Consider the following 24,370-nt stretch of genomic DNA (forward strand, 5'->3'; position numbering starts at 1 on the left):
CAGGCCCCCTAATCCTGCCTAGCCCCTGCTAGTGGGTGCCGTGCCCCTAGGCCCGTCTTTGGTGTTTCCGCCCTTGTTGCCCTGCGATCCTCCGGGCGGGTTCGTTGTCCCCGTTGGAGCGGTCGGGCCGCCGCCGCTGGTCGAACCGCCGCCACCGGACGGGCCGCCGCCACTACCGGTCGGGCTGCCGCCAGCGGATGGGCCAGCGGGCCTTCCCATGCCGCCGGAGACGTTGCTGTACGTTATGCCGTCAAGCGTGACGTCAATCGAATTCGATCCGACCTTAAGTGTGTACGACTTTCCTTGTTCGACGCCAGGGGCGCTTACCAGCACGCAAGCAAAGCTCTTCTGCGCCACGTAGCTGCAGAGCACCTTGCCCGAGGAGTCGCTCAGGGTGACGGTATCGCCGGTATTTCCGTTAGCGGAGACGAGCATGCTGCCTTGCGTGGATGAGTTGCCAAACCCCTCGGCCATGCCGGTCGAGCCGAGTGCCACCACTGTGCCACCCGTGATGGTAGCCGTGGAGCCGTCCCCATAGTCGATTGCTGAGTCGCCATCGCTCGTGGGCCCATTTACGTAGACCTCGCCGCCGCTCACCTCAAGTGCGCCGTTGGAGTCGAGGCCGTCACCATCTGCCTTGACCGTCAGGGTTCCGCCGGTTATGAGCAGGTAGGCTGACTCGTCGGCGCCAGCCGCCATGCCGCCCTTACCTTCTTGTGGAGGCGCACTGTCGCCCTGGCCACCCTGTCTGCCTTGTGGGGGCGTACTGTCGCCCCGGCCACCCTGGGGTGGCGTACTGTCGCCCCGGCCACCCTGATCTTGGGCCGGGGGTTCCTGCCCGCCCGTCATCTGCCCGCCACCTGACGTGCCCGGCCTGTCGGAGCCGGTGGCTTTGTTCTTGGAGGAGTCATCGCCCGTGTCGGAGGAGCTGTCCGAGTCATCGGGGTCGCCTGAGGCGTTCACCCCATCGTCGCTGGCCACCACGTCCTGCGTTCCTCCGGCAATGGTGACGCGCGCACCCTCAAGGCCCTCGTTGCTCTTGGTGACGGTGATGTCGCCGCCGTTCACGCTAAGGTCACTCTCGGCATGCAGGCCATCGTCGCCCGCAGAGACCGTGATGGTGCCGCCGTCGACACGCAGCACGTAGTTTGCGTCGAACCCGTCACTCTCTGCGGTGATGTCGAGGCTACCACCGGCGACATAGATGTAGCCGAGCTTCGAGTTCTTGTCGTTTTTCGCGTGGATGCCATCGGTGCCTGCGCGTAAGGTATAGCTACCCCCAGCGATGCGTACCGAGTCGTTTGCCTGGATGGCATGCTTTGCTGCGGTGACCGTTGCGCTGCCCGAGGCCAGCACCACGTCATCCTTGCAGACGATGCCATTGCCCTCTGCGCTCGAGACCGCAAGTGAGCCACCTCCGTTCACGGTAAGGTCGGATCTGGAGAAGACGGCGCCGTCGATCGCGCTGTCATCTGCGGCTGCATAGGCGCCGCTGGTCGCCAGCGTGTTCTCGCTGCCGTCGGCTAGGGTGAGAAAGACCTTGTCGGCCTTGGCCACATGGAGAGCGGCTGAGTTCGCGCTGGTCACAGTTGCGCCACTGAGCACGAGCTGCACCTTGTCCGCCTCGTTGGCCTCGACCTTGATCTGTCCCTCGCTCAGCGTGCCGGATATGAGGTAGGTTCCAGCTGCCGTGATGGTGACGGTGTTCCCGCTCACGGTCGCTCCGTCGCCTGTGACGGTCGTGCCTCCGTCCGAGAGGGCTATCCTTGTCGCCTTGGACTCGTCGTAGCTCCCATCGAGGTCGCGGTCGCTGAAGGCGTTCGAGACGTCTATCGTTTGAGTGTACTTCGTCGAGACCGATGGGGCGGCGGCAGTCGACGCATCGCTTGGCGTGGACGTGGCCGATAGGGTCGAGCCCGTCGAGCAGGCCATGAGCGGCAGCGTCGTCAGTGAGAGGGCAAGTCCACAGCTGACAGTACGGTAGAACAGGCCGTTTGCTCTCTGTTTGCTAAATCTCATCGTTTGACACCTCCTGGTGGGTGATGGCTATCTCGAGGTTGCCGTTGCGGCAGCGTAGCTCGTCTATCATCTTGCGCTCGCATCCGAGCGACTTGAGGTCCATGTCATAGGTGAGCTTGTAGAGGCTTCCCATGCCCGCCGTCTTCACCGAGGCCAGCTCGTGGCGGGTCGTGTACCTCTCGATGCAGTCATCAAGGAGGTCGAAGCGCTCAAGCTCCTCTGGCACGGTGATGCGCAGCGTGCGTGCGGTGTCAGAGCGGGCAAGTCCCAGGCCCGTGACCTGCAGGACAAGGTTCATGCCACCAATGAGCACGGTGACGAGAACGGCAAGGGCAACGTAGCCCATGCCACACACCAGACCGACGCACATAGACAGGAAGATGAAGGCGATGTCACGCGCCTTGCCCGGCACGCTCCTGAAGCGCACCAGGCTGAAACCACCCGCGACGGCGACGCCGGCGCCTACGTTACCATTCACCATCATGATCACGACGGCGACAATGGCGGGCAGCGTCGCCGTCGTGATGACGAAGCTGCGGGTGAAGCGGCTGCGGAAGCAGTAGGTCCATGAGAGCGCGAGGCCCAGGACCATGGCACTCACGACCGAGATGAGAAAGGCTGTGTAGGAGACGGTGGTCGTGGTGGTTGAGCTGAAGAACAGTGAGTCGAACATCTTGAGGCTCCCTTCGTGAGACTGGCCCAGGATCGGGCGGTTGCCGTCGAGTGATGTTCGGGATGGTGCTCGCCGTGGGACCTGGCGGGCGGCCCGGCTCCCGAGCGCAGGGGTACCTGAGCAAACGAGGCTACCCTGGTCGGATCCCAGACGATGGGCCTCTCGATTGCCTGCTGAAGGAGCCACGCGCTACAGTACTTCGAGAACGAGACCCTGTGGATGTGCTCAGAGGCGAGAAAGCCGACCATCCAGAGGGGAAGGGCGCCGGCGCACTTGAGCTCCATCAGGCTCATGGTCTCATCCAAAAGCGAACGTCCCTCGCTGCTGCCCTTAAGCGTCACCTCCTCCCAGCGGCAGCGCACGCGCCTGTCGAGGGTGATGCGAAAGTCCTGGTTGGCCATGTCGTAGTATGCCTCGCGATCGCAGATGATGAGCATCGCGGGCCGGAGGTCCTCATACATGGATGCTGTGAACGCGATCTCGCGCTCTATCTGGCTTGTTGGGATCTTGCTGCCGCGTAGCACCGCGTCTGCGGCCGCAAGTGGTAGCGTCACACGCCGCTTGTAGACCACGCCATCGAACTTCTTCTTGAGCTCGAGGAACACCAAGGTTGTGTCGCATGCCTCCCGGTAGCTGCGAATACGCAGCTTCTCCTTGTAGGCGGGTCTCTCGGACGAGCGCCTAGCTAGCAGGTGCGTTGGGGTGTCGTAGTAGAGGCTTCTCACGGTGGAGGGCCCATGGACGTCTGGCCTCATGTGGGAGGCCATGAGTATCTTGAGCCGTGAGCGTTGCCTGCTGGTCAGATGGTACTTTGCCTCGTAGCGCCTGAAGACTGTCTGTGTCATGGCTACCTCCTCACCGAATGCATCGGGTGTTGGTAGGGGGTAGTATGCACTCTCGGTCTTTAAGATATCCAAAAGAATAAGACCTCCCATAAAAGGGAGACGTCCATCGGCCAAAGCTGAAAATGCTGGTGGAGCCGTGCGTCCTTGAAGCTGATGCGACAGGATTTGGGTTTACGGCACGCTGAGCTGGCGCCGAGCCGAGACATACGCCGCACCAGCTGCGGACAGATGGCGGCACCATAGCTATACTAAGAATATGCGCCATATGTGTCAAAAAATATCAACAAGGCGGAATAGAACGGAGGCACATGCGCATCAAACGTGACAAGTACCTCGATGACCTCAAGCTACGCATGGGCAACGGCATGATCAAGGTCATAACGGGCATCCGTAGGTGTGGTAAGACCTACCTTCTGTTTGAGCTCTTTGGTGCCTACCTGCGAAGCCTTGGTGTTGACGAGGCACACCTGATAGAGATCGCCCTCGATGACGACCAGTTTGAGGACCTGCGAGATCCCAAGGCGCTCTCCCACCACATCAGGGAGAGGGTCGCAGATGACGACGGGCAGTACTACGTCCTTCTCGACGAGGTTCAGTATGCCATGAGCAGTGAGGAGCTAAAGGACAAGGATAGTCCCCCAAGGCTCTACGGGGTGCTCAATGGTCTGCTGCGCCTGCGCAATGTCGATGTCTATGTGACCGGCAGCAACTCGAAGTTGCTGTCAAGTGACGTTATGACCGAGTTTCGTGGGCGGGGCGATCGGGTGCACGTGCGCCCATTTTCCTTTGCCGAGTTCATGCAAGCATACGAGGGTGACGTCTATCATGGCTGGGCCGAGTACGTGACGTACGGCGGCATGCCGCTCGCGTGCGCCATGAGGTCCGACGAGCAGAGGGCCAGGTATCTGGAGGACCTATTTGCCGAGACGTATATGAAGGATATCATCGCCCGAAACGGGATCGTCAAGACCCAAGAGCTCGACGATCTCATTGACGTGCTCGCTTCCTGCATCGGCTCCCTCACCAACCCCTCGAGGATCGAGGCGACGTTCAAGAGCGAGCTGCACTCGGACATCTCACGAAACACTATCTATACTTATATAGAGTACCTAAAGGACTCATTCCTTATCGAGGAGAGCGGGCGCTTTGACGTGAAGGGACGCAGGCATATTGGCAGTCCAAGGAAATACTACTTTGAGGACATAGGACTGCGCAATGCCCGCCTTGGGTTTCGTCAGGTGGAGGAGACCCATATCATGGAGAACATCGTCTACAACGAGCTGTGCTTGCGTGGGTATGTCGTCGATGTCGGCGTGGTGGAGAAGCGCGTGCGTGATGGAAAGGGAAGGCAGGTCCGCAAGCAGCTCGAGTGTGACTTTGTGGCAAACAAGGGGAGCGAGCGACTCTATGTGCAGTCTGCCTTCCAGATTCCCACGCGGGCCAAGGAGGAGGCCGAGAAGGCATCGCTTCTCGAGATCGCAGACAGCTTCAAGAAGGTGGTCCTCGTGCGTGACGTGCTAAAGTCCCGCTGGGACGAGAACGGCATCCTCACCATGAGCGTCTATGACTTCCTGCTCGACCCGAACAGCCTGAGACTCTGAGCCCCCCGCCAGCGCGAGGCTCTGCGGCGCTGGCGGGGGCTCGCGCTTGCGTGAGCGCGGGGCCTGTGGTCGGCAGGCGCCTGCGGCGGGCGGGGGCTGCCGCAGGTCGCGAGCCGCGCCCTTACGCTGCCTTGAAGTTGTAGATGGGCTTGAGCACCTCGATGACGTCTACGGACTCGTTCACGGGGCCGATGATGTCCTTGAGCGACTTGTAGGCCATGGGTGCCTCGTCGATCGTGGACTCGCTGACGCTCGTGGTGTAGACGCCCTCCATGCTGTGGCGATACTCGTCCATGTTCAGCTGCTCGCGGGCTCGGGTGCGGGACAGGACACGACCGGCGCCGTGTGGGGCCGAGAAGTTCCAGTCGGGGTTTCCCCTGCCGCGGGCCAGGATGGACCCATCGCGCATGTTGATGGGGATGAGCACGAGCTCGCCCTCGTGTGCGGCAATGGCTCCCTTGCGCAGTATCATCTCGCTCGTGTCTATATAGTTGTGGATGGTGTGGAAGGCCTGACTTCCCTCCAAGCCGGTCAGGCTGAGGATCTCGTTGGCCATGACCTCTCGGTTGCGTCGTGCAAAGGCCTGGCAGATCTCGATGTCATGCATGTAGGAGTCAAAGTATGTCCCATAGAGCCAGCAGAGGTCGGCCTCCACGTCGGGCTGCCTCTCCGTCCAGTGCAGCTCCTTGAGTGCGGACTGGATCTCCTTGCGGCGCCCCGCCGCCTTGTACTCGGCGATGAGCGCGTCGCGCTTGGCGAAGTACTCCTCCTTTCCCTTGTGCAGGTCCACCGCGAGACTCTGGTAGTACTCGGCCACCTGCTTGCCCAGGTTGCGACTGCCAGAGTGAATGACCAGGTAGTGTGTCCCGTCGGCAGAGGCATCTATCTCGATGAAGTGGTTGCCGCCGCCGAGCGTGCCAATGGACCTCCCGATGCGCTTCGCGTCCCTGAGCATCCGGTAGCACTCAAGCTCCAGGAGGTTGAAGCGCTCCTTGCGGCCCTCCCATACGTGCTTGCCGGAGGGCACCTTGTGGCAGGCCTCATCGAACGCCTTCATGTCGATGTCGCCCTTGCCAAGGTTGACCGTGTACATGCCGCAGCCGATGTCGACGCCCACGACATTGGGGACCACCTTGTCCTTCACGGTCATGGTGGTTCCTATGGTGCAGCCGGCACCTACGTGTACGTCGGGCATGATGCGTACCTGGCAACCTTCCGTGAACTTGGTGTCGCACATGGTGCGCACCTGCTCGATGGCCTCGTCCTCCACGACTGTGGCGAAGCACTTCGCTGTTGCGTAGCGTCCCTCTATCTCAAACATTCCTTTTCCTCCTTCCCCTTGATTGTAGGCAAAGTTTGCCTGGCGCGCACCTGCTCTGCCACAGCTCTACATGGAGAGAGACGCGCACACCATACCTACCGTAAACAGTGCCACGCCGCAAAGGCCGGCGACCAGCCAGCTTTTGCGGCGGTGCCCCGTCGGGTCGATGAGGCTCCCAGCTGCTACCAGAAGTACGGGAACCAGGCAACAAACGATGCAGCTGCCGCCGATACGCTGCAGCGGGGTGATGGTTTGCATCGTGTCCAGGGCCTGCCCTGCGTTCTCGCTCGCCATGGTACCGGCCATAACGCTGACAAGGTTGTTCATAAGGTGCATCAGCATGGGTAGGATCAGATTGTTCTTCTTGACTATCAGGTAGCTTAGTAGTGCTCCCAGGATGGCCGTGGAAAGAAACCTGAGCGCGCTCAGGTGGAAGAGGCCAAAGAAGACGCCCATGATCAGGATGATGAGCCAATCCTTCTTAAGAGAGCGCAGGTGCGAGAGAATCGCGCCACGTTGGAGTGCCTCCTCGCATATGGCGGGCATGATCGCAACGATCAGCACCATGACAGGGAGGCTTTGTCCCGTATAGAGAAAGTCATGGAGCTCTTTGATTTCCGGCATCGATTGGGGAAGCAGTATGAGGGAGACGTGGGTGGCAAATACAGAGAGCATCAGCCCCGACAGGCAAAGGAGAAGTACACCACCCAGCTCACGGAGGGTAGGCCGCTTGAGGGGGAACACCTCTTTCAAGGACGTCTTGTGAAGGAGCGCTGTACCCACGGCCAGCGCGAGAAACGCCAGCTCTGTGAGGATGAGGCCCGTCCGGCCTAAGTTCGCTTGCAGGGGGGCGAATAGCCAGATTTCCAGCACGAGCACTATGGCCTCGAGTGCAAACGCGCCCCACGGCCGCCATTTCTCTTGGTTAGACAGTGCAATCATGGATGTCCCCTCTATTATGGTCGTAGGTAGTCTTGGCGCAGGGAGAGGATATATCGCGTTCTCGTGCACGTCAACAGGGCGTCTGCTCGAGGAGTCTTTCGAAGCGTGAGGCCGTTCGGTCAGCCGGAGAGCGCGGAGCAACCACCCGCCAGGCTGCGGGGCGGTTCCGCACGCGCCCGGGGAACCACCCGCCAGGCTGCGGGGCACTTTGGGAGATGGCCCAACTGGGCAAACACGCCCGGGGAACCACCCGCCAGGCTGCGGGGCACTTTGGGAGATGGCCCAACTGGGCAAACGCGCCCGGGGAACCACCCGCCAGGCTGCGGGGCGGTTCCGCACGCGCCCGGGGAACCACCCGCCAGGCTGCGGGGCACTTTGGGAGATGGCCCAACTGGGCAAACGTGTTCGGGGAACCACCCGCCAGGCTGCGGGGCACTTTGGGAGATGGCCCAACTGGGCAAACGCGCCCGGGGAACCGCCCGCCAGATTCCGGGGCACTTTGGGAGATGGCCCAACTGGGCAAACGCGCCCGGGGAACCACCCGCCAGGCTGCGGGGCGGTTCCTCATGCGCTCCCCCGCCCCCGACGCCCCCCGCCCCCGGCGCTCCCCCGCCCCCGGCGCGCCCTTGCTCCCTTGCCCCTTGGCGGGTGATACAATCGGCACGCAAGAAGGCGTCGTATGAAGCGCTGCCCCTACGATGACGTTATCACTGTACTTGGCGGTTGGCAGTCGCAGGGGCGGGCGGGGTCGGTTGCCGCTCGCCTAGGGTCTTTCCAGAGAGGGTGTACATGTTCGACGTTCTGCGCGCATATGCTCCGGCCATCGTGTTTGGGGGACTTTTCGTCCGCTCGTACCTTCGTGAGCCTCGGCAGTTCCGCAACGCCCTCTACCTGCTCGCGGCAGTAGGGTGCGCGCTTGTCTCGAGCATCGTGATGCTAAGAAACCAGATCTGGCTGATACTGCTCGTTGTCGCGCTCATCGTCCTCTTTCCCCTCCTTGCATCCGTTCTTCTGATAATGAACGGGGTCATTGTGCTGAGGAGAGAGGGCCTTTCTCTGGCAAGCCTTTTGCCCATCCTGCTTGCCGTGTTCATCGTCGCACTCTACGTGAGCTTTCCCCTTACGGTGGACTTCAATGGACCAAGGTGGCTCATGGCGATCGTGGGGCTCTTCGTGTTCGAGGGCCTGTGGTTCTCGTTCACGCTCGTGGCCCTCCTTCTCTACTCATGGCTCTATCGCACGCTGCCTCGAAAGCGCGTGTACGACTACATCATCATCCACGGCGCCGGGCTTTCGGGCGACAGGCCCACGCCACTTTTGGCCGGGCGGCTCGACAAGGGCATTGAGCTGTGGCGTCGTCAGGACAAGCGCGGGCGGATCGTCGTCTCGGGTGGACAGGGGGCAGATGAGGTGGTCTCAGAGGCCGCAGCCATGCATGCCTACCTTGTGCGCAACGGTGTCCCCGCAGAGGCGATTCTCGACGAGGATCGCTCAACGACCACGATGGAGAACCTGCGCTACTCGAGGGACCTCATAGATAGTCTGGCACAGGGGAGTCCATATCGTTGCGTCGTGGTCACGAGTGACTTTCACGTGTTTCGCTGCGTCGAGTATGCCCACAAGCTTGGGATTGCCGCCGATGGGGTGGGCAGCAAAACGAGTGGGTGGTACTGGCCGACGGCCTTCATCCGTGAGTTCGTGGCCATCACGAAGGCCCATCCAAGTCCCTATATTGGTATTGCAATCTTGTGGGTCCTCGCCAATCTCATCCGATAGGAGAGGGCATTCCCCGGGTGTCGCCTTACGCCTGGTAGAATACGTGACGATTGCGGTGCGAGCGCGAAAGAGCTGCGGCGCGGGCGGCGCGGGCGCGAGTGAGACGGGCGCTGGCGCCACCGGTGGCTGGCAGCTGGGTCGGCGGCCGGACCGGCAGCCTGGTTGGCAGCTGATCGTTGGGCGGGCCATTGGGAACAGAGGGCTATCGTGAGGAGCGTACTTATGGGTGGTAATGAATCGGGTGGCAGTGGCAGTGAATCAAAGACGATCGAGACCTATCCCTTTGCGGTCACGTTGAACCTGCACGCACGCTTTATGCCCATGGATCGGGGCGTCTTTGAGGATGTCTTGGATGAGACTTTGAGGTTACACGAGCTGGGAGAGGTGAGTGGTGGCGGGACACTGCTGTCCGATTCGGGAGAGATCGAGGAGTGTGACATCGAACTCTGCCTGCGGGATGGATCGCCCGAGCTCATCTCGATGATTGGCGGGCTTATCGATGCCATGGGGGTGCCCAAGGGGTCGAGGCTGCTGTGGGACGGGGAGGACGGCGGGCCCGGGGAGCTCTTGGTGGGGCAACAAGAGGGGCTTGCCCTCTACCTGAACGGTACCGACCTCCCCGATGAGGTCTACCAAAACTGCGACGCCAACGTTATGATTGACCACCTGGTGAGGTTGATGGATGGCGTCGGCTCCTACTACAGCCATTGGGTCGGTCCGACAAAGACGGCCCTGTACTTCTACGGAACTAGCTACGAGGGCATGCTGGCGGCCATCCGTGACTTCTTGGACGAGTATCCCCTGTGCCAGCGATGCCAAGTTGTACAGATCGCGTAGACCAGAGGGCAAAAATTACGCAGGCCGCAAATCTCACAGACCTTGGAGGGAAGAGCCATGGTGGGTTCGTCTGGGTCGGCTCGCGATGGACACGAGCTGCTTCCTGAGGAGGCGCAGACCCCCCTTGAGAAGGCGTTGGCCAGCTACATCAAGAGCTACTTTGACTGGGATCTGGTGTGGGAGGAGCTGACCGCCTGCTACGGCAGGCCCCCTGACGAGCTCGACTCGCCAGAGGAGTTTCTGGATGGTGGTCTGTCCAAGGCGGTCGCGGCTCTTGCCGGTGATGCCGTTGCGTGCGACGTGAGGCGCTTGGTTACTCTCCTCATGCCGTGCAGCCTCTCTTCCTCGGACTTCCGGAGGAGCTATCATGCGACCGCATTTTGCTACCATGCCGCCGACATGATCAATGAGATCTGCTCCTACGTCAGGCTGATGCAGCATGGGAAGAGCGTCGAAGAGCTCCTTTACCTCGACCCTGACACGTATCTGGAGGGGAGTTCTCGTGCCTTGGCCCTAGAGATCGACAAGGGTAACCAGCGGATCATCGGAACCATGGAGGATATGATCCTGAAAGACAACGGCGCGGCTCTCCTTTCCTACTCCGCTATAGAGGCAATCATCATCAGCGGAAACGGCAGGCTGATGGAGTTGTTGGGACAGCTGCTCGTTAGCGCGCGACTGCAGGAGGGTCTGCGTCAGGCGATACTGGAGAGCGCTGATGTCGGTCGCCTCGAGACATTCATCTACCTTTTCAGGCTGTGCATCGACGAGGATCTGTTTCGCTACAGCAGCGCCGTGCGTGCGTTCTTGCTGTGGACGGGCCTTGACCGGAAGGGTCTGAGCCAGTCGCGGCTGCGTCAGCTGGTCGCGCTGGCCTACGAGTGCCTTGTTGACAGGGACAGTCGTGCACGGTGTATGGCGAGCTCCAACCCCCTTGAGCTGTACCTGGGCCTTTGGGCGGATGGCTGCGAGGATGCGACAGGGGCGGATCGTGCGGTCGAGGAGCTGCTCTGTGACGAGTGCACGCACAGGCGGCTTGTGGGCTGGTACCTTGTGTGGCGTCGGGAGGATGAGCTGCCTCACCACGCCGATCGCTATCGACATGCCTTGGCCTGCGCGCATCTCGACGAGCGTGACGATGAAGTTCTTGCCTGGCTGGTCTTGAACCTAGCCTGTACCTATCAGGCAATCGAGGCGCGCATCCGCTCCACAACGCCCGTATTGTGCGAGGTAGAGCCGCTGCCGAATCGGGCCCTCCCCCCGTCTCGTGGCGAGCGTCTTGCCCAGTTTTTGGGACTCAAGGAGCTTGCCATCCACATTGGGAGCAGAACGTGCCGCTTTCGCAGCTTGCCGTTTCTCTCTATCGAGAGTGATCTGTCCAGCGAGCCGGTGCTGAACTGCCTTATCAGCCTTGCGGCCCATGACCTGGATGACAAGATGGTCTCTGAACTCTACGCAATGAGGAACATGTTTTCGGCCGACCAGCGAAGGGCCATCTACATCAATCTGCTGGACGCTGAGCACAGCGCGGCGCACCGCCTGTGCCTCTACGATGCGCTGCGAGACAGAAGCTCTACGACGCGAGAGTACGCCCTCGCCCGACTTGACCGCTGCAGGACAAGTGCGGAGGATGTGATCCGTGTCTGCGGCGCGCTCGGTTCCAGGCATGCCGGTTTCAGGAAGCGGGCACTGTCCTACCTTGCTCGGCAGGGGGTCTCCCTGCGACAACAGGCCGTCGAGTGCCTGCTTCCGGGCAACAGCCTTCAACTGCAGGCGGCCATCGAGCTCATGCTCAATGATGAGGCTCTCAGCTCTGCGAACAAGGAGCACATTGCGAGGCTGAGAACCCAAGACCTCCCGGCCCAAACCAGGGTCCTGTTGGACCAGCTCGCAGACGGAGGCGTGGGCGCACCTGCCTCTGGGCAGGGACCTTCGGCCGAGGACGGATACGGCCTCTTTGACAGGGGCGTGGTCGAGAGGGCACAGGATACCCTTTCGCGGGGCTCGGCGCTTGTGCCAAGGGCCATGCCTGCTGACGCAATGTCGCAGGATATGCCTGCTGACGCACGCGAGAGGGCCCGCTTGCGCGTTCGGAGGAAAGAGCGGCTCTCGAAGGCTGAGCTGATGGCACTTCTCATGAGTGACGACGAGGTGTTTGAGGTGCTCGACAGGGTGCACGCCGTCTTTGAGGCGCACGGGGACTTTGAGTACAAGACCGTACGGGATGACGGGACTCCCGTGTGGGTGCGGTTTGGAGATGCCACGTTCTACAGCCTGCCGCTGCGCGCGCCCGAGCGAGGCGACGGCGCGGCTCCAGCCAACGACGCGGCCCCACGCGACGGCGCGGCCAAGGCGTCCGGCGCGCAGGATGCCATCGCTCTTCAGCACAGGATTCCCCTCTATGATGAGTTCAGGCGGGCGCTTGGTGACTGTCTTGTGGATAGCGTCAAGATGCTCATGCTCTGCTACCGGTGCCTCATAGAGCGAACGGAGGCGTGGGAGTGGGCGCCAGAGTACAGGCGCGAGCCTTGGTTCGTGCGCATTGAGGGTCAGCTGGCTCCGAAGCTGCGCGAGAGGGCACAGGCAAGGTACGGCACACTCTTCTGGCAGTTGCGCGACGTCGTGCGCCTGCTGCTTGACGTGTCCGTGCTGGCGCGTGATGCTCCAGCTGCCCAGGGCCTGTACGACGCCGCGTTTGTGCTCTACTTTAGCATGCGGGACGCCATTGGCCCCTCCCGTCTTTGGTGTCCCTATCTCGTGAAGGTCGAGGGCAAGAAGGAGTCGGCCTACGACGAGTTTCTTCCCTTCGCCATTCTTGCCAGACATGGCATGGTGGGCTTCTACCGAGACGTCCTCAATCGTCTGAGCTCGCCCGGTGCTGGACAGCCATACGACAGCCAACCAGGAGCCACTGGTCGCTCGGAACACGACGAGCGCTTTGCCAGGTGGTTTATGGCGGAGTATGCCTTCGAGTCTGGCTCTGGCTTTCGCGTTGACTCCCTTTCCCTTGAGCAGTATGCGTGGGCGGTCGACCTGGGGCTCATTCCCCAGGATTGCCTGTGTCAGTGGCTGCTGTATCCCCATGCCGACAGGAGTGGCTGTATGAGCGTCCTGAGTGGCCTCTCGAAGACGGCCCGGGGCAGGGAGCTGTCCGCGCGCCACCCATGGATCGTGCCCCTTGCCGACAGGATCATCCATCGCATGGTCGACGTCGAGGCCCTGCGAGGCGAGATGCCCACGGGCACATCGCGCAGCTGCTATGGGATCATGCGCGTGGAGGGCGTGGGACACTTTTGCAGGCTGCTTGTTGCGCTCGGCACGGAGCGCTTCCACCAAGGCTATGAGTTCGCATGCGAGCTCACCAAGCGAGAGACCCTGAGCTTTTTGCTGAGGCACTGCTATCCGGCCGCTGGTGACACTCCCCAGGTGCTGAGATCCCTGGCGCGGGGTGCAAACGTCAAGGACAGGCGCCTTGTTGAGGCGGCCATGTATGCCCCTCAGTGGGCGGGCGTCATCGAGGGGGCGCTGGGGTGGGAGGGGCTCCGGAAGGGCGTCTGGCTCTTCCACGCCCATGTGAGCGAGGCCTTCTCGGCAGAGAAGGAGACAGAGGTCGCCGTCTACTCTCCCATACCGCCCAGGCGCTTCAACGACGGCGCCTTCGACGTCGGGTGGTTCAAGGACGTCTACGCCACGTTAGGTGCCGAGCGATTCAAGGTTCTATATGAGTGCGCCACGTACATCTCCTCGGGCTCTCTTACCCACAGGCGCTCGCAGCTGTATGCCGACGCCATCTTAGGAAAGCTCGACCGCGACGAGACGGAGCGCCAGATCGAGGAGGAGCGGCACAAGGAAAAGCTGAGGGCCTATGCCCTCATCTTACTGGATGAGGCAGACGGGGATGCCGACCTCCTGCACCGCTACGAGTTCATATGCGCCTTTGAGAGGGAGGGGCGTCGGTTTGGTGCCACGAGGCGGGAAAGCGAGAAGAGGGCCTGCGCGGCCGCCCTCGAGAACCTCGCGCAGACTGCCGGGCTTTCCGATGTCAATCGCCTGATCTGGAGGATGGAGGCCGCAAAGCTACGGGAGATCCGTCCGCTCATGGAGGGACGCGTGATCGCGGACTTCTCGGTGTGCCTTGCCATCGATGGGGACGGCGTGGCGCGTGTCGTGGTGCGCAAGAAAGACAGGACGCTCAAGCATGTTCCTGCCACGCTGCGGAAGGATGCGTATGTGGCCCTGCTCAAGCAAAGGGCGAGGGAGCTCAAGGAGCAGCTGGCCAGAAGCAGGGCGACTCTTGAGGCGGCCATGGTGGATCGACTTACCTTCGAGGGCGGCGAGCTGCTCGACATCCTGAAACATCCCGTTATCGCGCCGATGCTTGGGCGCCTCGTGTGGGCCTGTGGGCAAGGCGTCAGGGGGTTTGCGAGCCTGGAGGCTGGTCGGCTGGCGTTTTGCGACGAGGAGGGACAGCTGAGCTATGCCAAGCCCGACGAGACGTTTCGTATCGCCCATCCCCACGACCTGTTGGCTGGTGGCGTCTGGGCGTCCTACATGCGCATGACCTGCGAGCAAAGGATAGTCCAGCCCTTCAAGCAGGTATTTAGGGAGTACTACCCCATAACGGGAGACGAGCGGCGCGAGAGGATTGTGTCGCGGCGATACAGCGGCCACCAGGTGCGGGCCACGAGGGCAGTCGCCCTCCTGAAGGGTCGGGGATGGACCGTCGATCACGAGGAGGGCCTGCAGAAGGTCTGCTATGGCGAGGGCGTTATCGTGAGGATGTATGCGATGGCAGACTGGTTCTCGCCATCGGACGTCGAGGAGCCGACCTTAGAGACGATACGGTTCTTTGGGCGCGCGAGCGGCGAGCCCATCGAGCTCGAGTCGGTGAGTCCCGTGCTGTTCTCCGAGGTGATGCGTGATATCGACCTGGTCGTGAGCATCGCCTCCGCAAGTGGCGTGGACGTTGGGGCCAGCCCCTCCACCATCGAGATGCGCAGGTCCATCGCGGGGGAGCTCGTCTCCCTCATGGGGCTGGGCAACGTGGAGCTCGTTGGGAGCTACGCCGAGGTCAGGGGTACCTTGGGACGCTACTCGGTGCACCTGGGCTCGGGCACCGTCCACGTCGAGGGAAGGGGCGTGGCGGTCATCGTGCCCGTCCACTCCCAGCATCGGGGACGGCTGTTCCTGCCGTTTGCGGATGACGACCCCAAGACCGCTGAGGTCATGTCGAAGATCGTGCTCTTGGCAAAGGATTACACGATCAAGGACCCCACAATCCTTGCACAGATACGCAGGGGCGACGTGGGGCAAGTTGATTTGGACAGCTGAGAGACCGTTCTGCCTGCAAGGAAAGGTTGCCACGCGTGGAAAGACCGCCTTGGCTCGCACTGCCAAGTGACTCTGATCGTGCAGCCCCGTATGTTCATCGCCGAGTGGCTGTGTGGGCTGCGCTGTCAGGCGTCCGTGTTCGCGCGTCGCGCTCCCCCTTGTGACGTTCTCCCCGCGAGGTCCGCGACTTCGTGGTAGCCGCCGGCGTGGTGGTGCCCTCGGTGGATCCGTGGGCTGTGTAAGGCGCGTCCTGCCCAAAGGAGCGCTCGGGATGCCCCAATACTTGTCTTGCCGTTTGCCACTACCGCTGGCGGGCGCGATCATACCGCTGGCAGATGTGAACGTGTCAAAGGCGTCCCCATCGCTTGCATGTAGGTTCCGTGATGGCGTATGGTGTCTTCAGGAGTTAGCCAGCTCCGCTCCGACGTCCGGGGCGGGGGCCCGAGGGAGATGGGGGACGTCATGTCGGCCGCCAAGAGGTTCCTGTCACTGTTCCTGTCCGCCACGCTGGTCGTGGGTATGACCCCGGATTGCGCGTACGCCAAGGTCACCGCCCAGATGCTGCGGGCCGCCGCGTCCCAGCTGCCGTCGCCTGCGCAGGGCGACGGAGCGCCCCAGGCCGCGCCGGAGGGTACGGACGCGACCCAGGGGCGGGAGCCGGCCCAAGGCGACGCCCCCCAGGCGACGCCGGATGGGGCAGAAGCGGCCCAGGGCGACGCCCCTGCGGGGGCAGGCAGCCAGGCCGCCGAGCCTCAGCCCGCAGACCAGGGAAGCGGCCTCTCCTGGCGCGAGGCCGAGGGCGGCGTCGAGGTGACGGGCTATGCGGGCGATGAGACCGACCTCGCCATCCCCTCAGAGCTGGGTGGCCGTCCCGTCGTCGGCATTGCCGCCAGCGCCTTCAGGGGCTGCACCTCCCTGCGCTCGGTCTCCCTCCCGCCGACGGTGGAGTCGGTCGGCGACGGGGCCTTCTCCGGCTGCTCCTCGCTCGCCAGCCTGACGCTGCCCGAGGGCCTGAGGAGGCTGGGCTCCAACGCCTTCGACGGCTGCCCCGTGGAGTCCGTCACGGTCCCGGCGTCGCTCGAGTCCACGGGCGCCCACCGGTGGGCGGGCGGCCCCTTCGAGGGCTCCTCCCTGCGCTCGGCCACGCTCGCCGAGGGCTCGGCGCGCGTGGTCCCCGGCCTCTTCTCCGGCTGCTCCAAGCTCTCCTCGGTCTCGGTGCCCGGCACGGTGACCTCCGTGGGCGAGTACGCCTTCCGGGGCTGCTCGGGGCTGCCGGCCTCCCTCGAGGTCCCGCCCTCGGTGAGGGAGCTGCGCGACTGCGCCTACGAGGGCTGCACGTCGATCGAGTCCGTCACCCTGCCGGCCTCGCTGCCCTCGGTCGGCGCCAGCGCCTTCAGGGGCTGCACCTCCCTGCGCTCGGTCTCCCTCCCGCCGACGGTGGAGTCGGTCGGCGACGGGGCCTTCTCCGGCTGCTCCTCGCTCGCCACCCTGACGCTGCCCGAGGGCCTGAGGAGGCTGGGCTCCAACGCCTTCGACGGCTGCCCCGTGGAGTCCGTCACGGTCCCGGCGTCGCTCGAGTCCACGGGCGCCCACCGGTGGGCGGGCGGCCCCTTCGAGGGCTCCTCCCTGCGCTCGGCCACGCTCGCCGAGGGCTCGGCGCGCGTGGTCCCCGGCCTCTTCTCCGGCTGCTCCAAGCTCTCCTCGGTCTCGGTGCCCGGCACGGTGACCTCCGTGGGCGAGTACGCCTTCCGGGGCTGCTCGGGGCTGCCGGCCTCCCTCGAGGTCCCGCCCTCGGTGAGGGAGCTGCGCGACTGCGCCTACGAGGGCTGCACGTCGATCGAGTCCGTCACCCTGCCGGCCTCGCTGCCCTCGGTCGGCGCCAGCGCCTTCAGGGGCTGCACCTCCCTGCGCTCGGTCTCCCTCCCGCCGACGGTGGAGTCGGTCGGCGACGGGGCCTTCTCCGGCTGCTCCTCGCTCGCCACCCTGACGCTGCCCGAGGGCCTGAGGAGGCTGGGCTCCAACGCCTTCGACGGCTGCCCCGTGGAGTCCGTCACGGTCCCGGCGTCGCTCGAGTCCACGGGCGCCCACCGGTGGGCGGGCGGCCCCTTCGAGGGCTCCTCCCTGCGCTCGGCCACGCTCGCCGAGGGCTCGGCGCGCGTGGTCCCCGGCCTCTTCTCCGGCTGCTCCAAGCTCTCCTCGGTCTCGGTGCCCGGCACGGTGACCTCCGTGGGCGAGTACGCCTTCCGGGGCTGCTCGGGGCTGCCGGCCTCCCTCGAGGTCCCGCCCTCGGTGAGGGAGCTGCGCGACTGCGCCTACGAGGGCTGCACGTCGATCGAGTCCGTCACCCTGCCGGCCTCGCTGCCCTCGGTCGGCGCCAGCGCCTTCAGGGGCTGCACCTCCCTGCGCTCGGTCTCCCTCCCGCCGACGGTGGAGTCGGTCGGCGACGGGGCCTTCTCCGGCTGCTCCTCGCTCGCCACCCTGACGCTGCCCGAGGGCCTGAGGAGGCTGGGCTCCAACGCCTTCGACGGCTGCCCCGTGGAGTCCGTCACGGTCCCGGCGTCGCTCGAGTCCACGGGCGCCCACCGGTGGGCGGGCGGCCCCTTCGAGGGCTCCTCCCTGCGCTCGGCCACGCTCGCCGAGGGCTCGGCGCGCGTGGTCCCCGGCCTCTTCTCCGGCTGCTCCAAGCTCTCCTCGGTCTCGGTGCCCGGCACGGTGACCTCCGTGGGCGAGTACGCCTTCCGGGGCTGCTCGGGGCTGCCGGCCTCCCTCGAGGTCCCGCCCTCGGTGAGGGAGCTGCGCGACTGCGCCTACGAGGGCTGCACGTCGATCGAGTCCGTCACCCTGCCGGCCTCGCTGCCCTCGGTCGGCGCCAGCGCCTTCAGGGGCTGCACCTCCCTGCGCTCGGTCTCCCTCCCGCCGACGGTGGAGTCGGTCGGCGACGGGGCCTTCTCCGGCTGCTCCTCGCTCGCCACCCTGACGCTGCCCGAGGGCCTGAGGAGGCTGGGCTCCAACGCCTTCGACGGCTGCCCCGTGGAGTCCGTCACGGTCCCGGCGTCGCTCGAGTCCACGGGCGCCCACCGGTGGGCGGGCGGCCCCTTCGAGGGCTCCTCCCTGCGCTCGGCCACGCTCGCCGAGGGCTCGGCGCGCGTGGTCCCCGGCCTCTTCTCCGGCTGCTCCAAGCTCTCCTCGGTCTCGGTGCCCGGCACGGTGACCTCCGTGGGCGAGTACGCCTTCCGGGGCTGCTCGGGGCTCGCCACCCTGACGCTGCCCGCGTCGGTCTCCGCGATCGGCGACGCCTCGTTCGAGGGGTGCTCCGACGCGCTCACGCTGCGCTTCCCCCTGAACTATGTGCTACTTAGGTACGTCTTCGATCACCACATGCGCTATGAGGTCCTCGTGGGGAACATGGCGATGGGGCAGGGCGTCCTCGACGCCTCGGGGAGCGGCTACTCCTGCGAGGGCGCGGACGGGGAGGGACACTTGCGCCTGCGCCTGCGCTACGAGGTGGCCGAGGGCATGCGTGAGGGGCTCTCTGATATGACGTTGCGCCTGCGCCTTTCCGAGCATGCAAAGGTGGTGGAAGGCTCGGTGCGACTCAACGGGGAGGCCTTGGGTGGCCTCGTGGAACGCCGGGGTATGCTCACGGTTCCCGTGTCGACTCCGGGCGGTAGCTTAGAGTTTTCGGTGAGGGAGGCGACTTACGGGTCTCTGCTGAGCTATGCGTCCCTGAACTACACGAGGGGAGGCGAGCGCCACGACGACCTGATCGGCTACGTCGATGAGGGGCTCCCCAAGACCACGATGGAGCTTCCCGCGCTCGTGGGGGCCGGGTGCCTCGTCGGGGGCGTGGCCGCGCCGGGCTCCACGGTCACGATCCTCGCCGACGGCGAGCCCGCTGGGAGCGGCGAGGCCGACGCTAAGGGCAGGTACCTTGTGCCGGTGAGCGTCGCCGGCGGCGAGGGCAGGGCGTACTCCTTCCAGGCGCTGGCCGGAGGCGACGCGAGCGTGGCGAGGGACGCGGAATACGACCCGGGCTTCCCCGAGGTCAGCGCCATCACTCTCGAGTACAAGAGCAGGGGCGAGGCGCGGAAGCTTGAGCTGATGGACCCCGCTGCGGGGGATACCCACACCCACAGGGACACGGCCTCCCCGCCCATCTACAGGGTGGCGTTCACTAGGCCCGACGACGTGGCGAGCGTCCGCGTGACAGGCATGTCCGGTGGAAGGGAGCTTGCGCTCGAGGCGACGCGCGATGCGGACGGTACGTGGGTGACGAGCGGCTTCTTTGATGATGCTGACAAAGGCTTCACCCCCGACTGGGTGCGGGTTACCCACGTCGCCCAGTCCGTCACCTTCCCCTGGTGGGAGTCCCCCATCTTCCCCGGGTGGAACCAGGGCAAGGCTGACAGGATCTTTGGGGATTATATCGGGGGGAAGCTCGGGGAGATCTTCGGCCAGAGCCTTGAAGAGAGGGTGGAGAGGGAGCGCCGAGAGCTCATGGGGTACCTGTTGGTGGACGGGCGGCAGCCGTCGAAGGAGGAGGCGGCCAGGGGGCTAGCGAGGTGGGCCGTAAATGAATACGGCGCGACGGCGCGGAGCAAGGCCCTTGGCATGCTGCCCATCACGGACAATATCAGTGTGGGGGATATGTGCTCCAAGCTGGACAAGATGCTTACGTACGGGGCGAGGGGGAAGCTCATCCTGGAGTTGCTGAAAAAGAAGCAGCAGGTGGGGCTGAGTTCGGACGAGGAGGCAGTGCTGGCGGCAAACATGGTGAAGGTCTTGATCGGCATGTACAGCTTTATGTACGTGCAGAACAGCTTGGGCATAGATGTCCTCGTCGATGCACAGCTCTTCTCCCTCGCAACCATAATGGAAATGTGCGTGGCGCTTGATGGGGGCAGCAACATCGGCTATGGCGCCTATGGCAGCTTCTGGGGTGTTGCGGAGAAGTTCAAGATAGCCTTCACTAGGTTCTCTGAAACTGCGGACGGGGCTCAGGACAGGGTGGAGGATGAGCTCATGACGTTGGAGGAGAAGTTCAGGAAGTGGTGGGAGAAGTTTGGGAAGCAGAAGGATACGACGCCGGGACATGTAGACCAGACGCACGATCCCAGCGGCTATGTGTACGAGGCCGTCCCTAGCAACCGTCTGCAGGGCGCGGAGGTCAGTCTGTACTTCGAGGACGATGTGAGCCAGGCGCCGCTGCTGTGGGATGCCGCCGCCTACGGGCAGGAGGCCTGCCAGGTGACAGGCGCCGACGGAGCCTTCGGTTGGGACGTGCCGTGCGGCAGGTGGCAGGTGCGCTGCACCATGGCGGGCTACGAGCCCTACGTCGGGGAATGGCTCGAGGTGCCCCCGGAGCGGATGAATGTTGGGGTGGCTATGGTGTCGCTGGAGGCACCCCGCGTCACCTGCGCCCGCGTGTCGGAGGACTCCGTCCTGCTATCCTTCAGCCGCTTCATGGACCCAGGGAGCCTAGGTGGTCTCAAGCTCTTTGACGCCGGGGGAGAGGAGGTTCCCTTCGAGCTCTCGTGCCTGGCCGAGGAGGGGGAGGGCGGGCGCTCCTACGCGCGCGACTGCGCCCTGCGGCTCGCTGAGGGCGTCTCCATGCCCGCTGTCCTGCGCGTGAGCGGGAGCGAGGAGAGCTATGCGGGCGTCCACATGGTAGTCTGCGACGTGCCTGTGCTGCGAGAGGAGGACTGACGTGGGCGGGGATGGTGGCAGAGCGGCCCGCAGGGCTGGGAGGGCGCTCGTGCTGCTGGGGGCGGTCCTCCTCCTGCTGGAGAACGTGCTCTCGTGGGTGGGGTATGTCATCCCCACCCTCCCGGAGGTCCTCGACGACGTGCGGCTCTGGGGGCTCGGGGAGGCGCTCTCGGGGGAGAGGGACTCCATAGAGGTGTACAGTCTGCTAGGGGAGGTGCTCACAGACGCCTACCTGCTCTGCGTCGTCGTCCTCGCGCTCCTGTGGCTAAGGAGGGGCAGGGTGCGCGCCCTGGGCCCCCTCGCGGTGCACCTCCTCGGCTTCTCCCTCCCCACCATACGCAGTTTCGCCCTCACGAGGCTCTGGGGCCTCCTCATGGCCCTGGGGGCGGCGGCGCTCCTCGCGGGGGCCGCGCTCCTGGCGGGGCGGCGCCCGCGAGGGGGGAGCGCGCCGGTGCGCTACGGGAGGGCCGCGGGCGACGTCGCGTCGCTGGGCCTCGCGTTCCTCTCGGGGGTCTACCTCTATACCGCCTGCTGCGTGGTGACAAACGAGTTCTACGCCTCCGGGATGGCCAAGATGGCCGAGCAGGAGGGGCATGCCGTGGACCGGGCGTGGGTGGCCCTGCGCCTGGCCCACTTCGTCGCGGCGTCGGCCGTCTCCCTGCTCGTCTGCGTCGGGCGCCCGGGGCCAGGAGGGGAGGCGGGGCGCGGGCGCATGGCGCTTCGCGCGGCGGGGTGCGCGGCCCTGGTCGCCCTCATGCTCCGAGGCATCGCCGAGCACTACAGCTACTACAGCTTCCTCCCCCGCCTCCAGACGGTCACCATCTACCTCTGCGCCCTCTGTCTGGTCGGCGCTGCCCTCGAGCGCGTGGGATCGAGGCTTGATGGCCCCGCCGGCGCGGCCCCGGAGTGGGAGGACGGGTAGGCGGGGCCAGGGGCCCCTACGGCGACGCTTGGGCCGCCTGCGGCCTGACCCGGGGCGCGCCATCAGCGAGGCCCCCTGCTCAGACTGCGCCTTTCTGCGCGGCCAGGCCCCAGGCTGGGACCTGCGGGCCCCGGCGCAACCCCCCCGCAGCCTGGCGGGGGGTTGTCCGAGCGCGTTTGCCCAGTTGGGCCATTCTCCATAGTGCCCCGCAGGCTGGCGGGGGGTCGCGCCCCACGCCTCCCGGGCGGTGATGTAACGGAAAAGCGCATTCTGTGCGACGCGGAGGCCGCAGACTGCGCCTTTTCGTGAGGCGTCGGGCCGAGATGCGCCCCTCCGTGAGGCTGCACGCGGCCCCGGTGCCGTCCCCCCGCGCCTCCGCCCCTGTGGGCGAGGGCCGCATGGCGCCGGAGACGGCCGCCGCGCGTGGGCGGCGGCCCATGGACTTCCGCAGCCGGGCGCAGGCCCTCGGGGCAGGGGACGGCTCGGGCCTGTGTCCAGCGGGCTAAGGAGGTTCCGGGAGGTCAGGGTGATCCTCTTGCGGCGGGCCTGCTTGGGCCAGCTCCTCTTGGGCGTGCCGGTGCCGCCGAGCCCCATTGGGGCATCGGTCCCACGCGAGCCTCCGAAGGCCCGCCTTAGATCGTCTGCCTGCACCTCCCTGCATGTCAAACTTCTCCCCCGCGCCCCTACGGCGACGCTTGGGCCGCCTGCGGCGACACCAGCGACCTCCAGGCCTCGGGGGCCGTGTAGGTGTCCGCCACCCCCTGGCGAGAGGACGAGAGCTCGCCCAGTGTGAGCCACCTCTTGTCCCTCTCGGAGTGCCACCCCCAGCCGCCCACGCCCGCGGGGAGCGCCGTGTGCCTGTCGGCGGAGAGGACGCCCCCGCACCTCTCCCCGACCGCCAGGGAGGAGAGCGACGAGCATCCTTGGAACATCCCCCACATGCCCCCGGCCCCGGAGGTGTCCCAGCCGGAGAGGTCGAGGGAGGGGAGCGAGGCGCAGCCGAAGAACATGCCGCTCATGTCCGTGACCCCTGAGGTGTCCCAGCCGAAGAGGTCGAGGGAAACCAGTGAGGAGCAGCCGTCGAACATGCGCCCCATGTCCGTGACCTTCGAGGTGTCCCATCCGGAGAGGTCGAGGGAGGAAAGCGACGAGCAGCCGGCGAACATGTCTCCCATGTCCGTGACCCGCGATGTGTCCCATCCGGAGAGGTGGAGGGAGGAGAGCGAGGAGCAGCCGTCGAACATGCCCCACATGTCAGTGACCCGCGAGGTGTCCCAGCCGGAGAGGTCGAGGGAGGAGAGCGAGGAGCAGCCCAGGAACATCCCCCACATGCCCTCGATCCCGGAGGTGTCCCAGCCGGAGAGGTTGAGGGACGTGAGTGAGGAGCAGTCGGAGAACATGCACCTCATGTCCGTGACCCGCGAGGTGTCCCAGCCGGAGAGGTCGAGGGAAACCAGTGAGGAGCAGCCGGAGAACATCCCTCTCCCGCCCGAGAAACGGTCGCTCATGTACGCGACCTTTGATGTGTCCCAGCCCGAGAGGTCGAGAGAAGCCAGTGAGGAGCAGTTGGAGAACATCTCGCTCATGTCCGTGACCCGCGAGGTGTCGAGCCCGGAGAGGTCGAGGGAGGCGAGCGAGTAGCAGCCTTCAAACATGCCGATCATCTTCGTGACCTGCGATGTGTCGAGGCCCGAGAGGTCGAGGGAGGCGAGCGAGTAGCAGACGGAGAACATCTCGCTCATGTCCGTGACCCGCGAGGTGTCGAGCCCGGAGAGGTCGAGGGAGGAGAGTGAGGTGCAGCCGCGGAACATCTCGCTCATGTCCGTGACCCGCGAGGTGTCGAGGCCCGAGAGGTCGAGAGTCTCCATTGCGTCCAGGCTCCAGAAGAGGTGACTTGAGTCCGCAGGCGCAAGGACGCCCCTCTCGACGGTCACCGACCTGACGGCGTGCCGGAGGTCGTCTTCGGGCAGCGCGCCATAGACGCGGGCCATCTCCCCGGACACTCCGTCCGTGGGGCGGATGGTGAGCCTGCCGGTCCACGTATCGAGCTCGTAGGAGCAGCCGGAGCCGATGGCGCCGACCCTCGGCGCCTCGCGGGGCGGCGCCGTGGCCAGCATGAGCGCGAACGCCAGGCAGGCGGCGATGGTCACCAGGCGAAGCGCCGTGAGGCCTAGGTGCCTGGGGGCGCTCTTCCGCGTGTCGGGGTCTCGGGGTGCCTGTGCGTCCATGGTCCCTCCTCCGTCTCCCTCGTGGGGTCGGCCTCGGGCCGCGCGTGGCTCGCGCTGGCCCGCCACGTGCCCAGTATACGCCACGCGGGGCCTGCGGGCCGCAGGCGCCCCCGCTCCGCCGGCGCAATCACCCTGCGCGTTGGCTCGTGGGATGGCGTATGATGGTGCC

General features: G+C 65.0%; 12 protein-coding genes. 6 read left to right on the top strand and 6 right to left on the bottom strand.

The features are described from left to right. Positions 1-18 precede the first annotated feature (18 nt). The 3 genes from ADJ70_RS12995 to ADJ70_RS13005 are packed head-to-tail and all read right to left on the bottom strand — an operon-like array spanning position 19 to position 3,537. Positions 19-2,019: a carbohydrate-binding domain-containing protein gene (locus ADJ70_RS12995; protein ID WP_050342072.1), complete on the bottom strand. Its 2,001-nt coding sequence runs from the start codon at positions 2,017-2,019 to the stop codon at positions 19-21. Beyond that, a complete protein-coding gene (locus ADJ70_RS13000) occupies positions 2,009-2,692 on the bottom strand; it encodes a DUF4956 domain-containing protein (RefSeq protein ID WP_050342074.1) in 684 nt (227 codons plus the stop codon). Before ADJ70_RS13000 ends, ADJ70_RS12995 begins: the two co-directional genes overlap by 11 nt. After that, positions 2,617-3,537 (bottom strand): polyphosphate polymerase domain-containing protein, encoded by a 921-nt coding sequence (locus ADJ70_RS13005; protein ID WP_050342076.1) that lies wholly within the window; start codon positions 3,535-3,537, stop codon positions 2,617-2,619. The genes ADJ70_RS13000 and ADJ70_RS13005 overlap by 76 nt, the downstream gene beginning before the upstream one ends. 308 nt (positions 3,538-3,845) lie before the next feature. Between ADJ70_RS13005 and ADJ70_RS13010 the strand changes: the two genes are divergently transcribed. Beyond that, positions 3,846-5,138 carry an ATP-binding protein gene (locus ADJ70_RS13010; protein WP_050342079.1) on the top strand — a complete coding sequence of 431 codons (1,293 nt, stop codon included), beginning with the start codon at positions 3,846-3,848 and terminating at the stop codon, positions 5,136-5,138. A 121-nt stretch (positions 5,139-5,259) separates the two neighbouring features. Here ADJ70_RS13010 and ADJ70_RS13015 read toward each other — a convergent pair whose 3' ends face one another. Further along, entirely contained in the window at positions 5,260-6,459 is a 1,200-nt protein-coding gene (locus ADJ70_RS13015) for an RtcB family protein (protein ID WP_050342081.1), read from the bottom strand. A 66-nt stretch (positions 6,460-6,525) separates the two neighbouring features. Further along, positions 6,526-7,401, bottom strand: a complete 876-nt coding sequence (locus ADJ70_RS13020; protein WP_050342083.1) for a CPBP family intramembrane glutamic endopeptidase — start codon at positions 7,399-7,401, stop codon at positions 6,526-6,528. A gap of 789 nt (positions 7,402-8,190) precedes the next feature. On the opposite strand from ADJ70_RS13020, the gene ADJ70_RS13025 reads away from it, so the two are divergent. From ADJ70_RS13025 to ADJ70_RS13045, 5 genes are all read left to right on the top strand, one after another. Beyond that, positions 8,191-9,177, top strand: coding sequence for a YdcF family protein (locus tag ADJ70_RS13025; RefSeq protein ID WP_050342085.1), 987 nt, complete (start codon positions 8,191-8,193; stop codon positions 9,175-9,177). Positions 9,178-9,399: 222 nt separating this feature from the next. Then, entirely contained in the window at positions 9,400-10,014 is a 615-nt protein-coding gene (locus tag ADJ70_RS13030) for a hypothetical protein (protein ID WP_216597276.1), read from the top strand. A 57-nt stretch (positions 10,015-10,071) separates the two neighbouring features. After that, positions 10,072-15,345 carry a DUF4132 domain-containing protein gene (locus tag ADJ70_RS13035; protein WP_050342086.1) on the top strand — a complete coding sequence of 1,758 codons (5,274 nt, stop codon included), beginning with the start codon at positions 10,072-10,074 and terminating at the stop codon, positions 15,343-15,345. A 450-nt stretch (positions 15,346-15,795) separates the two neighbouring features. Beyond that, a complete protein-coding gene (locus ADJ70_RS13040) occupies positions 15,796-21,051 on the top strand; it encodes a leucine-rich repeat domain-containing protein (RefSeq protein ID WP_050342088.1) in 5,256 nt (1,751 codons plus the stop codon). A 1-nt stretch (position 21,052) separates the two neighbouring features. Then, positions 21,053-21,973, top strand: a complete 921-nt coding sequence (locus tag ADJ70_RS13045; RefSeq protein WP_050342091.1) for a hypothetical protein — start codon at positions 21,053-21,055, stop codon at positions 21,971-21,973. 683 nt (positions 21,974-22,656) lie between these two features. On the opposite strand, the gene ADJ70_RS13055 is transcribed toward ADJ70_RS13045, so the two are convergent. After that, positions 22,657-24,201 carry a BspA family leucine-rich repeat surface protein gene (locus ADJ70_RS13055; RefSeq protein WP_050342095.1) on the bottom strand — a complete coding sequence of 515 codons (1,545 nt, stop codon included), beginning with the start codon at positions 24,199-24,201 and terminating at the stop codon, positions 22,657-22,659. Between the last annotated feature and the right edge of the window lie 169 nt (positions 24,202-24,370).

It is taken from the genome of Olsenella sp. oral taxon 807 (assembly GCF_001189515.2).
GTDB lineage: Bacteria > Actinomycetota > Coriobacteriia > Coriobacteriales > Atopobiaceae > Olsenella_F.

Excerpts from the sequence above, each read along its gene's own strand:
- ADJ70_RS13000 (WP_050342074.1), bottom strand. The coding sequence starts at position 2,692 with ATGTTCGACTCACTGTTCTTCAGCTCAACCACCACGACCACCGTCTCC.
- ADJ70_RS13010 (WP_050342079.1), top strand. The coding sequence starts at position 3,846 with ATGCGCATCAAACGTGACAAGTACCTCGATGACCTCAAGCTACGCATG.
- ADJ70_RS13035 (WP_050342086.1), top strand. The coding sequence starts at position 10,072 with ATGGTGGGTTCGTCTGGGTCGGCTCGCGATGGACACGAGCTGCTTCCT.
- ADJ70_RS13055 (WP_050342095.1), bottom strand. The coding sequence starts at position 24,201 with ATGGACGCACAGGCACCCCGAGACCCCGACACGCGGAAGAGCGCCCCC.
- ADJ70_RS13020 (WP_050342083.1), bottom strand. The coding sequence starts at position 7,401 with ATGATTGCACTGTCTAACCAAGAGAAATGGCGGCCGTGGGGCGCGTTT.
- ADJ70_RS13005 (WP_050342076.1), bottom strand. The coding sequence starts at position 3,537 with ATGACACAGACAGTCTTCAGGCGCTACGAGGCAAAGTACCATCTGACC.
- ADJ70_RS12995 (WP_050342072.1), bottom strand. The coding sequence starts at position 2,019 with ATGAGATTTAGCAAACAGAGAGCAAACGGCCTGTTCTACCGTACTGTC.
- ADJ70_RS13030 (WP_216597276.1), top strand. The coding sequence starts at position 9,400 with ATGGGTGGTAATGAATCGGGTGGCAGTGGCAGTGAATCAAAGACGATC.
- ADJ70_RS13025 (WP_050342085.1), top strand. The coding sequence starts at position 8,191 with ATGTTCGACGTTCTGCGCGCATATGCTCCGGCCATCGTGTTTGGGGGA.
- ADJ70_RS13015 (WP_050342081.1), bottom strand. The coding sequence starts at position 6,459 with ATGTTTGAGATAGAGGGACGCTACGCAACAGCGAAGTGCTTCGCCACA.
- ADJ70_RS13040 (WP_050342088.1), top strand. The coding sequence starts at position 15,796 with ATGGGGGACGTCATGTCGGCCGCCAAGAGGTTCCTGTCACTGTTCCTG.